The following is a 12,153-nucleotide window of genomic DNA, read 5'->3' as shown; positions in this document are numbered from 1 at the left end:
GGGTCCGATCCCCATCCCCCGCATCGCCTTCCTCCTGGCCGGCGCCCTTGCCGCGTGCGGAGGGCCGGCCCCGCGCGAGGCCGGCGCGCTGCAGGAGCGGGCCGCCGCTCCGCCGCCCGCGCGGACGCAGACCGTCTCCGCCGCCGCCCGCCTTACCGGCCCCGACTCCGCCGTTCTCCGCGCGCGCATCGACTCCGTGTTTGCCCGCTTCGACCGCCCCGGCTCGCCCGGCTGCGTGGTGGCGGTGATGGACGCGGGGCGCATCGTCTTCGGAAAAGGCTACGGCCGGGCCGACATTGCGCGGGACACGCCGTTCACCACGGCAAGCGCGTTCGACGGCGCGTCGATGGCCAAGCAGTTCACCGCCTTTTCCCTCCTGCTGCTGGAGCGCGAAGGCAAGCTGTCGCTGGACGACCGGGTGCAGAAGCACCTTCCCGAGCTTCCGGACTACGGGGCGCCGGTCACCCTGCGGCACATGGTGCACCACGTCAGCGGCCTGCGCGACGCCGAGATGGGGTGGTTCACCGGCGGCCGCATCGCCGACCCGGCCCTCATCCCCAGCCTGAGCTTTCCCCCCGGCACCCGCCACGTCTACGACGACACCGGCTACGACCTGCTGACGCGGGTGATCGAGCGCGTCTCCGGGCAGAACATCGGCGAGTTCCAGCGCGCGCGCATCTTTCGGCCGCTGGGGATGATGAACACCGCCGTCCCCGTGCGGCGGGTGCGCGCCTACGCGCCGGACCGCGATGGCGGCGGGTTCCACCTGGCGATGACGGAGGAGGACGGGGGCTTCACCACCACGCCCGAGGACCTGGCCCGGTGGGACGCCAACTTCTACGACGCGCGGGTGGGCGGGCCCGAGGTGATGCGGATGATGCTGCGCGAGGGCCGGCTGAACAGCGGCGAGACCATTCCGTACGGGATGGCGCTGCACACCGAGCCGTACCGCGGGCTGCGGCGCCTGTGGCACGGCGGTCTGAGCCAGGGATACCGCTCGCAGTTCATGCGCTACCCGGACCAGCGTACGTCGGTGCTGGTGATGTGCAACGTCTACCAGATGGCCGAGCCCAACTCGCTGGCCGAGCGCGTGAGCGACGTGGTCCTGGCCGACGAGATCGCCCGCGCCGAGCGCGGCGCACCCTCCGCCGCCCCGGGCTTCATGCCTTCCGCGGCGGAGATGCGGCGCCTGGCCGGCGTGTACGTGAGCCGCCAGGACCAGTTCGTCCGCGCCATCCGCGTGCACGGGGGCGCGCTGCAGATGCGGCAGTGGATTACCTGGTACGGCATGCGCCCGCTGGGCGGCGGCCGCTTTCGCGTGGAGGGGCAGCCGCTCACCCTCACCTTTCGCGATGCGCCGAATGGCGCCGGGCGCGTGCTCGAAGAGCAGGCCGACGGCCGCCGCACGCCCATGGTCCTTCAGCCGGCGTCCACCGCCCGCCCCTCCGCCGCCGAGCTGGACCGCTACACGGGGGCCTTCCGCAACGACGAGCTCCGCTCCACGTGGACCGTCTCGCGCGCCGGCGGCGAGCTTCGCGTGAGCGGCGGCCCGCGCGGCGGCCTGCGCCTGCGCCCCGCGGGCGACGACGTCTTTACCGACAGCGCCTACGTCTTTGTCCAGTTCCATCGCGACGCCGCCAGCCGCGTCACCGGCCTCACCGCCGCCACCCAGCGCGTCCAGAACCTGCCGTTCACCAAGCGCGGCGGGTGACTGGTAGATCACGACGACAGGCTTGATTCCAGCCGAACAAAAGGCGAACTTTAGGGCCGCTCTGGAACGGGAGGTGTCGCCATGCTGAATTACACGCTGCTGCTGCACGGCCTGCAGAGCACCGGAGAGGGGCTGCCCGGTGCGCTGCTTCGTGATCTGCTCGACGCTGTGGATCGCGGCGCAAAGGGCGCCGTCCGGCTGCGCCTGGAGGGCCGCAGTTCGGCGAAGGGCGGCTTCCCCCCGGCGTGGGTGAACGAGGCCGCGGCGTTCCGCATGGCGGGCTTCCATCGGGGCACGCCGGGTGTGGAACTGCGCGTCCCCACGCTGCTGGAGGCACTGCCGCAGCGCTTTGCGCAGGAGGATCTGTTCCCTCATGTAGACCCGGGCGACTCCGCGCTGACGCTCATGGGCCGCAGCCTTGGCGAGGCGATCTCCGGCAATGCCGAGAGCGACGCGTACGATGCCCCGCTTCTGCGCAGCTTCGAAGAATTCAAGGAAGTCTTCCGCCACGGCGTCTCCGCGCTGGAGATCCGCAACGGCCGGTCTGACCGGCCTTCCCTCATGGTGACTCCTGAAGGGATGAAGGTCGTACACCAGCTTCACCGGCAGACGCCGCGCTCCCAGCGCGTCCGGATTGCGGGAAAGGTGGACGCGATCCGGCACAGCGACCGTGCGTTCACGCTCGTACTGGAATCCGGCGAGCAGATCCGGGGCGTTCTGGCCGAGGGCGAGCCCGAGGTGCTGGCTCCGTTCTTCGGCAGGGTGGCCGTGGTAACCGGGACGGCGCAGTTTCGCCCGTCGGGGTCTCTGCTGCGCGTGGATGCCGACCTGCTGCAGCCGGGGGGCGATGAAGATCTGTCGATGTGGTCCGAGACGCCGCGTCCCCTGTTCGGCGTGACCGACGTACCGGAGTTGCGGCGGCTTCAGGGGCCACGCACCGGGATCAACGCCATCATCGGCGCCTGGCCCGGGGATGAAACGGACGACGAGGTATTCGCGATGCTGGAGGAGATGTCGTGATCTCGCCGGGCACACCCGTCCTGCTCGACACCAGCATCGTCATCCATCTTGCTCGCGGCGGTGTGGCTGCCGAGCGGCTGGAGTCGCGCTTCGGCTTCCGGTCCCGCGCGCTCACTCCGTCGATCTCGGCGGTCACGGTCGGCGAGCTGCTCGCCTTTGCGGAGCGGAACGACTGGGGCCAGCGGAAGCGTGAATCCCTCCAGCAACTCATCGGCAACCTGATCGTGGTCGACGTCCGGCGGCCGGGTGTGCTCCGAACGTATGCCGCGCTGGACACGCACCTGAAGCGATCCGGCACACCCATGGGGCAGCAGAACGACGTGTGGATCGCCGCCACCGCCGCGGCGACCGGCGCCGTGCTCGTCACCGCGGACAAGGACTTCGACGTGCTGCATCCCGGGCACATCCAGCGCGAATGGGTCGATCCGCAGAGCCTCCGGTAATCCCGCCTCGCCTCTGCTTCGCGGCCCTTCTCTCCGTCCCGCCGCCGTCTTTCCCTCGCGCCAGCCGTTGCGTAGTATCCGTACGCCCAGCCGGCATCCGCCGGAAATCTCCCTGAACTCGAGTCAGACATGAAGGTCCTGCGACGCATTCCGGTTCTTCTCTCCGGTCTGTGCGCGGCGATGCCCGTGGCCGCCCAGGCGCCCGCCGCCGCCGTGAACCTGGCGTACGAGGAAGAGACGCTGCCCAACGGGCTGCGCGTCATCTACCACGTGGACCGCTCGGCGCCTGTGGCGGCGACGGTGCTGTGGTACGACGTGGCCAGCAAGCACGAGCAGACCGGCCGCACCGGCTTTGCCCACCTGTTCGAGCACCTGATGCTGTTCACCGGCTCGCGCAACGCGGCGGAAGGGCGGCACTTTGCGCTGCTGGAGGCCGTGGGCGCGCGCACCGGAAGCGACATCAACGGCACCACCAGCTGGGACCGCACCAACTTCTTTCAGCAGGTGCCGGCGCACGCGCTGGAGCTGGCGCTGTGGCTCGAGGCGGACCGCATGGCCACGCTGGACGAGGCGCTGAACGACGCCAAGCTGGTCAACCAGCGCGAGGTGGTGAAGAACGAGCGCCGCCAGAGCAACGACAACCAGCCGTACGGCCAGTGGGTGGAGCGGATGCTGGCCAACCTGTTCCCGGCCGAGCACCCGTATCACCACCCGGTCATCGGCTACATGCAGGACCTGGAGAACGGCTCGCTCGAGGACGTGCGCGCCTTCTTTCGCACGTACTACGTCCCCAACAACGCCGTGCTGGCCATCGCCGGCGACATCGACGTGGCGCAGACCAGGCAGATGGTGCGGCGCTACTTCGGCGGCATCCCGCGGGGCGCCGAGCCGCCGCCGGTGCGCGACGTGCCGCTGCCGCCGCGTCTGGGACAGGCAAAGCGCGAGGTGATTCCCGACGCCAACGCGCCGGCGCCGGCCGTGTACGTGGGCTACCGCGTTCCCGGCGCGGCGAGCGCGCAGGCGCCGGCCGTGTCGCTGATGTCCACCGTGCTGGCCTCGGGGCGCTCGTCGCCGCTGTACCAGTCGCTGGTGCGCGACCGGCAGGCGGCCACCAGCGTGTTCTCGTTCAACTTCGGGCTGGTGGAAGGCGCCGACATGCTGGTGGTGGGCGCCGTGGGCCGCCCGGGCGCCAGCGCCGACTCGCTGGAGGCGGCGCTGCTGGCCGAGCTGGACGGCATCGCCGGCCGCATCGACGCCGAAGAGCTGCAGCGCGCGCAGGCGTCGGAGGGCTACACCCTGGTGAACCAGCTGCAGGCCATGGGCGGCTTTGGCGGGCGCGGCGACGTGCTGGCCGAGGGCGTGGTGCTGCACGGCGACCCGGGATGGATCAACGGCTGGCTTCCCGCGCTCGCCGCCGTCACCGTGAACGACCTGCAGACCCTGGTGCGCGAGCGGATGACGCCGGACAACCGCGCCGTGCTCGTCTTCGTTCCCGCGCCCCGCACGGAGGCTGCCCGATGAACCGGCCGATGAACGTCCGCCTTGCCGCGGCCCTTTTCCTTGCCGCCTGCACGGCGGTCTCGGCGGATGCGCAGCCGAACCCCCGCCCCGCGCCGCAGATCGTGGCGCAGCAGCCGGGGCTGGCGCCGGTGCGCCCGTACACCCTGCCGCCGGTGGACGAGTTCCGCCTGGCCAACGGGGTGCGCGTGGTCGCCGTGCGGCAGAGCGCCGTGCCGCTGGTCACCGCGCAGCTGATCGTGGACGCCGGCGCGGAGCACGAGCCCGCCGCGCGCAACGGGATGGCGGTCCTTACCGCCAACCTGCTGCCGGAAGGGACGGCCGCGATGTCGGGCCCCGAGCTGGCGGAGCGGATGGAGCGGCTGGGGGCGCAGTACCAGACCGGGGCGGGGCAGAACCTGGCCTTCGTGTCGGTCACCGCGCTCAAGCCGGTGTTCGGCGAGGCGCTGCGGCTGGCGGCGGGAACGGCCATGGCGCCCGCGTTTCCCGAGCGCGACTTCGAGCGCGTGCGGCAGCAGGGGATCACGGCGCACGTGCAGGCGCAGGCCACGGTCGAGGGGCTGGCCAACGAGACCTTTTCCCGCGCCGTCTTTGCCCCCGAGGCGCCGTACTCGCGCCGCGCGTCGGGCACGGCGGCGTCGCTGCAGGCCATCACCCGCGACGACGTGCTGCAGTGGCACCGGGCCATGTACGTGCCCGCCAACGCCACGCTGCTGCTGGTGGGCGACCTGTCCGCCGACGAGGCGCGGCGGCTGGCCGAAGAGGCGTTCGGCGGATGGCGGGGGACGGCGGCCCGTCCGGCGCGGCCGTCCAATCCCGCGCGCCCGGTCTCGGCCACGCGGGTGATCCTGGTGGACCGCCCCGGCTCGGTGCAGTCCGCCATCCGCATCGGCCAGGCCACCACCGGGCCCGAGGATGCGGACTACCTGCGGCTGGCGGCGCTCACCCAGGTGCTGGGCGGCGCCTTCAACGCGCGCATCAACCAGAACCTGCGCGAGCGGCACGGCTGGACGTACGGCGCCTTCGCCAACTACAACACGCTGCGCGGCGCAGGGACGCTGTTCATCAACTCCTCGGTGCGCACCAACGCCACCGACTCGGCCGTGGCCGAATCGGTGCGCGAATACCGCCGCCTGGTGGACGAGGCGGTGCCGGCGGAGGAGCTGGCGGGCGCCACGGGGAACCTGGCCGGCAGCTTTCCCGCCTCCGTCCAGACGGTGCAGGGGCTCGCCGCGCGGATGCAGAGCCTGCTGGTGTGGGGGCTGCCGCTGGACTTCTACGCCACCTACGGCCCCTCCCTGGCCGGGCTGACCCCCGCGGACATCGCCGCCGTGAGCCGCGGCCGCCTGACGCCCGGCGCGCTGACGGTGGTGGTCGCCGGCGACCTGGCCTCCATCGAGGCCCCCATCCGCGCCCTGAACCTGGGCACGGTCGAGGTCTGGTCCCCCGCCGGCGAGCGCATCCGCTAAAGGCTCCATCGGCGCGAAACCCCGGCTCCTTCCGGAACCGGGGTTTCGTCATTCAGCCGCATGCCCTATCATTGAGGGCAACGGAGGTGACATGGATCGACTGCATGAGTTTCTCGGGTCTGAGGCGCGCGCGCGGCTGCTGGCGCACTTCGTCGTGCATCCGGACGGGCGGGACCACGTGCGTGCGCTGGAGCGGCACACGGGGCTGGGCAAGCGCTCGCTCCAGGCGGAGCTCGGACGGCTGGAGGCGATGGGGCTCGTTCGCCGTGAAGAGGATGGCCGGCGCGTCGTCTACCGCCGCGACGACGCGAACCGCCAGTGGCGCGCGGTGGAGTCACTCGTGGCCGAGTACGCGCCAGGGCTGGTGCTGAAGGACGCGCTGCGGGACGTGCCGGGGATCGACGCGGCGTTCATCTTCGGCTCCATGGCGCGTGGCGACGCACGGCCGGACAGCGACATCGACCTGCTGGTCCTCGGTGATCGCATCGACGACGCGGAACTGGGCGATGCGCTGCTGCAGACGGCGCTGGTGCTGGATCGCCCCGTGGACGTGAAGCGGTACGATGCGAAGCGCTTCATCCGCGACCGCATCCCCGGCGCGAGCTTCCTCCACGCGGCGCTCGCCGGCCCCACGCACTTCCTGATCGGCACGCCTGACGCACTGCCGGGTTCCGCGTGATGACGGACCGTATTCAGAATTTGGTCGATGCCGGCCGGCTCGCGCGCGAGGCGGCGTCCGACGATGAGATCGCCGGATTGTGGCCAACGCGGTGCAGGCGTTTCGCGATGCCGCCGTGGAGGGCGTCAGCGCCAACGGAAAGCTGGTGCGCGCCTACGACGCGGGGCGCATTGCCGCGACCGCCATCGTCCGCGTCCGCGATCTGCGTGTGCGCGCGGCCAACCACCACGAGCTCACGCTGGCCTTGCCGCGCTGGTTTCCGGCGCGGAACTCGCGCGAGGGTCCGTGAGCTGGACGGGATGCGCCGGTTGCGGGCGGACCTGGAGTACGGCTGGCAGGCCGGCGCGTCCGAGCACGACGTTGGCCGCGCGCTGGACGTGGTCGGGCGAATCCTCCATCACGGCGCGCTGGAACTGGGTGCACACCGCCCTTCGGTGCGGCAGCGGCTTGTAGATCCGAAGTAGGGCATCACGCCGCGCGAGCTTAGCTGATCATGGAAGCGACGTGCCGCCGAATCAGCGTGGGCCAACGATGCCTGTCGACCGCTTCTGCTCTTACGTTGTAAAAAATTGCTGCCCTGCCTACCTTAGGTGGTAAATTATTGCGTATCCGCCTTTCTGGTGCGGCTATGGTGGCAAAAAATTCATCTGTCCCGCTTCCCGAGGTGTTCGTAAGCGGAAGCGCTTCGAGTGCCGCGGTCAGACGCGCGATCGAACGCGGAGAGATCCGCAAGATCGCGCCTCGACTGTACACGCCCAACCTGGCGGACACGCCTGAGGCGATCATCGGCCGCAACCTGTGGCAGGTGATCTCCCTTCTGTTTCCCGGCACGGTGGTTTCGCACCGCACGGCCCTGACGCAGAGGCCGACCCCGCGTGGCACCGTATTCCTGACCGGACCGTACGAGCGCACTGCACGGCTGCCGGGAGCGACCATTCGCATCCTGAAGGGCCCCGGCCCGCTCGCGGGTGATACGGGTTATTTCGGCGCGCTGCACATGGCGTCGGAGTCGCGCTGCCTCCTGGAGTGTCTCAGCCTTTCCCGCGTCCGGGGAACCGAGTCGTCCGTCGTGCCCAGGGCAGAGGTCGAGGCGATTCTGGAGCGGCGGCTCTCGCACAAGGGTGAAGGGTGGATCAACGCCGTTCGCGACCGTGCCCGCGAGATCGCGCCCGCGCTGGAGATGCAGGATGCATTCGCCACGTTCGACCGCATCGTGGGCACGCTCCTGGGTACACGGCGGGGCAGGCTGCACGCGCCCGGTGCGATCGCCCGCGCGGCCGGCATGCCGTACGACGCTCACCGCCTGGAGCGATTCACCATCCTGGCCGACGCCCTGCGCGCGTGGCCGTCCGTCGATCGCCCCGATCCCGGCACTTCCGGACCCGGGTTCCAGCATCTTGCCTTCTTCGACGCGTATTTCTCGAACTTCATCGAGGGGACGGAGTTCGGGGTGGAGGAAGCGATCGACATCGTGTTCGGAAACCGGATTCCCGCGGCCCGCCCGGCGGATGCGCATGACGTGATCGGGACGTTCCGGCTGGTGGCGAGCGGATACGAGATGGGGAGGAGCGCGGTCCACGTGTCGCGCGACTGGCCAGCGTTCCGCGGGCTGCTGGAGGCGCGCCACGAAACCATCCTGGGCGGCCGTCCGGAAACCGCCCCCGGCCGGTTCAAGGAGGCGGTGAACCGGGCGGGGGACACTGTTTTCGTGCACCCGGACCTCGTGGCGGGCACCCTCGCCAAGGGAATGGAGATCTTTCCCTCCCTGCCGGACCCGTTTCACCGCGCCGCGTACATGATGTTCCTGATCTCGGAGGTGCATCCGTTCAACGACGGCAACGGACGCCTGGCGCGCGCCATGATGAACGCGGAACTCGTATCGGGCGGGCAGCGGCGGATCCTGATCCCGACGGCGTTCCGGATCGACTACATCGGCGGACTGCGGCGGCTGTCGCGCAACGATGATCCGCAAACACTCATCCAGGTGCTGGACTTTGCCCAGCGCTTTACGGCGGCCGTCGATTTCACGGATCTTGCGGCGGCGCAGGCGGTGCTCCAGCGGTGCGGCGCGTTCGACTCCGGCGACGACGCGAGGCTCAGGATGCCGCACGCCGCCGCGTAGCACGACCGGTTGCAGGACGCGAACGGGCCCACTCTCGGCTGGAGAGCGGGCCCGTTCGGATGCATCCGTCCGCATCGCAGGTGCGTCATACAGCCGACTCGGAAAAACGACATCGGAAGTACAGAGGGGCAGAGAACAGCCAGAGGAACAGAGAAAGATCCCTCTGTTCCTCTGGCTTTTGTCTGCCCCTCTGTACCCCCGCTTTTCCGGATGAAGCGACGAGGGGTGCTTGGCGGATCTTGGGTCAGGCGTTGGGCAGCGGCGCCTGCACCTGGGCGGCGACGCGGCGCTTGCGGCGCGAGACCAGGCGGCGCGCGCCGACGACCACCGCCAGCGACACCGCCAGCACCGCGTCCACGCCCAGCTTGCGGAGCAGCGCCTCCTGCTTCTTGTGCCGCTCCAGCGCCTCGGCGTAGGGCATGGTGCTGTGCACCACCATGGTGTACAGCGGAATCCACCTGTCGGGGAACAGCCGGTGCAGCAGCAGGTCGACCTTCTTGCGCGCCACGAACGACGGCTGGTTGGCGGTGTCGCGCAGCTCGTCGAAGTTGCGCTTCACCAGCTCCAGCAGGGCGTCGGTGTTGGCCTTGCGGGCCCGCTGGTACGCCCGGAACGCCGCCGCCCGGTCGTCGGGATGGCGCCCCAGCTCGTCGTCCAGCACCAGGCAGTCTTCCAGGGCGGCGTTCATCCCCTGCCCGTAGAAGGGATACACCGCGTGGCACCCGTCGCCGATGAGCACGCAGCGGTCGCGGTGGTGCCAGGGCGCCGTGCGCGTGGCCACCAGGCTGCCGGTGGGGTGCGCCAGGAACTCGGCCGCCAGGTCCGGCACCAGCTCTGGCAGGTCGGGGAACACCTCTTCGAAGAAGCGCGTGACCTGCGCCTCGGTCTGCAGCGCCGAGAACGAGCGCTCGCCCTCCCACGGCATGAACACGGTGACCGTGTGCGAGCCGTTGGGGTTGGGGTGCGAGACGATGAGGGCGTTGCCGCGCGGCCAGATGTGCAGCGCCTCCAGCTCGATGCGCGAGCGGCCGTCGGCGTCGGCGGGGATCAGCAGCTCCTTGTATCCCCAGTCCAGGTACTCCTGGTGAAAGTCCGCGCGCTCGTTGCGGTGCATCCACAGGCGCACGGTGCTGTACGCGCCGTCGGCCCCCACGATGAAGTCCGAGTCCACGTGCTCGCGGCGGTCGTCGGGGCCGCGGAACATGGCGGTGCCGGCGTCGCGGTCCAGCTCTTCGCAGCGCATCTCGAAGCGGAACCGCACGTTCTCCATCTCGTCCGCGCGGCGGATGAGCTCGCGGTTCAGCGCGATGCGCGAGATGGAGTACAGGATCTCGCGCTCGTTGCTGCCGTACGGCTGAAAGGTCAGCCGTCCGTCCGAGGCGTGGATGACGCGCCCCTTGGCGCGCACCGAGGTGCGCATTACGTCGTCGATCACCCCCACGCGGGTGAGCGCCGTGATGCCCCGGTGCGAAAGGCCCAGGTTGATGGAGCGGCGCTCGACTTCCGTGTCGGCCAGCTGGCGGGGGTCGGCGCGGCGCTCGAAGACGTCTACCTGGTAGCCGCGGCGGCCCAGCAGAATGGCCATCAGGGCGCCCGCGGGCCCGGCGCCCACGATCAATACGTGCGGGGGCGCTGCGTTGGTCGTCATCCCCATCCAGCGAAGTGTGGGTGATCGTGCCGCGCCGCCGGCGTGGCCGTGCGCCGCGCCTGATGCGCCACCGGCGTGCACTTCGCGCATCCGGTCCGTTGCACGGCGGTGGGTCTGGATGCTGCGGCGGCGGGCCGGTGCTGCGGGTGCTGTCCAGATCAAAAAACTAACCTTCCACGCCGCTCTGTGCAACCGGGCGGGGTGGGGCTTTCCGGTGGGGTGGAGGGGGCGGATGGGGCCGTTGCGATGGGGTGAGCGGGTGAAGGGGTGATGGGGTGAAGGGGTGAAGGGGTGAAGGGGTGCGCGCGCAGACGCGGACGCATTCCGGGTCCCGACGCGGCGAGGGGCGGCGGGCCTCTCGGTCCGCCGCCCCTCCGTCATCATCCGCCTGCCTGCGTTCAGTCCGCGGCGGGGATGACGCCGCAGGCGATGCGGGCGCCGGAGTTGCCGCTGGGGTCCGTGCGGTAGTCGTCGGCGCTGGCGTGCACCATCAGCGAGGTGCCGCCCGGCTTGCGCAGCGAGTTGGCGCCGCCGCCCTCCAGCGTGACGCCCATCGCCACGGCGTTCAGCGAGCCGCGCCCGTTGGCGTCGACGGTGATGTTGGGCAGGTCGCCGTTGTGCGGCCCGGCGGGGTTCTGCGTGCCGTGCTGGCGGTTGCTGGGGTTGAAGTGCGGCCCCGCGGTGGTGAACTCCGGCGCGTCGCACTGCCCGTTCTGGTGCACGTGCACGCCGTGCACCCCCGCGGGAAGCCCGCTGGCGCTCAGCACCACCTGCACGCCTTCCGTGGCCGGCGTCAGCAGCGCGGTGCCCACGGTGCGGCCGGCGGCGTCGCGCAGCGTAATGGTCTGCGTGTTCGCGATGGCTCCCGCGGCGGCGCATCCGGACAGCGCCAGCACGGCGGCGCCGGCAAGCAGCCCTTTCATCCTCATCATCCTCTCCTCGGTTCTCAACTCGGTCTTGCCGCGCCCGAACGGCGCGCGGCCCGGCGGGTCCGCAAGAGTCGTGCGGTGCTGGCCGAGACTCTTTCGAACCCTTGATCTGTCATCCCGAGGCCCGGCCAGTGAGCACTCTCCGCAGCCACGAAAGGTCGCAGGGCCGAGGGATCTACTTCCGGCCACCGGGAGCGTGGTCGCGGCAGCCCCGCGCCGGACCTGCGGCGACTCCAGAGTCCGACGAGGCAGGCCGATCTGTCATCCCGAGGCCCGGTCAGCGAGCACCCTTCGCAGCCACGGAAGGTCGCAGGGCCGAGGGATCTACTTTCGGCCACCTGAAGCGTGGTCGCGGCAGCCCCGCGCCGGACCCGCGGCGACTCCAGAGTCCGACGGGGCCGGCTTCTCGTCATCCACCCACAGGCCTTGTCGGGCGGTGTCGTGACCATGAGTGCGGCGCGGGCTGCCGCGTCGGAGTTCGAGGATTCCGATAGTAGATTCCTCGGCCCTGCGACCTGTTGCGCGAGCGGCGAGTATTGAGTGGCCGGGCCTCGGAATGACAGATTCTCGTCTGAATTTCACGTCTTCGCCCAAAAGCCCTGATCTGTCATCCC

General features: G+C 70.5%; 10 protein-coding genes. 8 read left to right on the top strand and 2 right to left on the bottom strand.

What is annotated here, in order from left to right:
• Window positions 1-196 precede the first annotated feature (196 nt).
• The 8 genes from VGC13_RS09355 to VGC13_RS09320 all read left to right on the top strand — a co-directional run bounded on the left by VGC13_RS09355 (window position 197) and on the right by VGC13_RS09320 (window position 8,962).
• Entirely contained in the window at window positions 197-1,711 is a 1,515-nt protein-coding gene (locus VGC13_RS09355) for a serine hydrolase domain-containing protein (protein ID WP_331124975.1), read from the top strand.
• Between the two features lie 81 nt (window positions 1,712-1,792).
• Window positions 1,793-2,731: a hypothetical protein gene (locus VGC13_RS09350; RefSeq protein WP_331124974.1), complete on the top strand. Its 939-nt coding sequence runs from the start codon at window positions 1,793-1,795 to the stop codon at window positions 2,729-2,731.
• Window positions 2,728-3,174, top strand: coding sequence for a type II toxin-antitoxin system VapC family toxin (locus VGC13_RS09345; RefSeq protein ID WP_331124973.1), 447 nt, complete (start codon window positions 2,728-2,730; stop codon window positions 3,172-3,174). The genes VGC13_RS09350 and VGC13_RS09345 overlap by 4 nt, the downstream gene beginning before the upstream one ends.
• A 129-nt stretch (window positions 3,175-3,303) precedes the next feature.
• Window positions 3,304-4,695 (top strand): pitrilysin family protein, encoded by a 1,392-nt coding sequence (locus VGC13_RS09340; RefSeq protein ID WP_331124972.1) that lies wholly within the window; start codon window positions 3,304-3,306, stop codon window positions 4,693-4,695.
• On the top strand, window positions 4,692-6,161 hold the full coding sequence (locus VGC13_RS09335) for a pitrilysin family protein (RefSeq protein ID WP_331124971.1): 1,470 nt from the start codon (window positions 4,692-4,694) through the stop codon (window positions 6,159-6,161). The genes VGC13_RS09340 and VGC13_RS09335 overlap by 4 nt, the downstream gene beginning before the upstream one ends.
• 91 nt (window positions 6,162-6,252) lie before the next feature.
• Complete coding sequence (locus VGC13_RS09330; RefSeq protein WP_331124970.1) at window positions 6,253-6,840, top strand: nucleotidyltransferase domain-containing protein; 588 nt, start codon at window positions 6,253-6,255, stop codon at window positions 6,838-6,840.
• Between the two features lie 79 nt (window positions 6,841-6,919).
• Complete coding sequence (locus tag VGC13_RS09325; RefSeq protein ID WP_331124969.1) at window positions 6,920-7,129, top strand: hypothetical protein; 210 nt, start codon at window positions 6,920-6,922, stop codon at window positions 7,127-7,129.
• A 780-nt stretch (window positions 7,130-7,909) separates the two neighbouring features.
• A complete protein-coding gene (locus tag VGC13_RS09320) occupies window positions 7,910-8,962 on the top strand; it encodes a Fic family protein (protein WP_331124968.1) in 1,053 nt (350 codons plus the stop codon).
• Between the two features lie 244 nt (window positions 8,963-9,206).
• On the opposite strand, the gene VGC13_RS09315 is transcribed toward VGC13_RS09320, so the two are convergent.
• Window positions 9,207-10,610, bottom strand: coding sequence for an NAD(P)/FAD-dependent oxidoreductase (locus VGC13_RS09315; RefSeq protein WP_331124967.1), 1,404 nt, complete (start codon window positions 10,608-10,610; stop codon window positions 9,207-9,209).
• Window positions 10,611-11,008: 398 nt separating this feature from the next.
• The gene (locus tag VGC13_RS09310; protein ID WP_331124966.1) at window positions 11,009-11,533 is read right to left on the bottom strand and encodes a superoxide dismutase family protein; all 525 of its coding nucleotides are present in this window, start codon (window positions 11,531-11,533) and stop codon (window positions 11,009-11,011) included.
• Window positions 11,534-12,153: the final 620 nt, after the last annotated feature.

It is taken from the genome of Longimicrobium sp. (assembly GCF_036399255.1).
In the GTDB taxonomy this organism is placed as follows: Bacteria; Gemmatimonadota; Gemmatimonadetes; order Longimicrobiales; family Longimicrobiaceae; genus Longimicrobium.
The sequence above is the reverse complement of the archived record's forward strand: the minus strand, read 5'-3'. Positions and strand labels throughout refer to the sequence as shown.

Coding starts and splice junctions, on each gene's coding strand:
- VGC13_RS09310 (WP_331124966.1), bottom strand. CDS start 11,533: ATGAAAGGGCTGCTTGCCGGCGCCGCCGTGCTGGCGCTGTCCGGATGC.
- VGC13_RS09315 (WP_331124967.1), bottom strand. CDS start 10,610: ATGACGACCAACGCAGCGCCCCCGCACGTATTGATCGTGGGCGCCGGG.
- VGC13_RS09335 (WP_331124971.1), top strand. CDS start 4,692: ATGAACCGGCCGATGAACGTCCGCCTTGCCGCGGCCCTTTTCCTTGCC.
- VGC13_RS09330 (WP_331124970.1), top strand. CDS start 6,253: ATGGATCGACTGCATGAGTTTCTCGGGTCTGAGGCGCGCGCGCGGCTG.
- VGC13_RS09340 (WP_331124972.1), top strand. CDS start 3,304: ATGAAGGTCCTGCGACGCATTCCGGTTCTTCTCTCCGGTCTGTGCGCG.
- VGC13_RS09350 (WP_331124974.1), top strand. CDS start 1,793: ATGCTGAATTACACGCTGCTGCTGCACGGCCTGCAGAGCACCGGAGAG.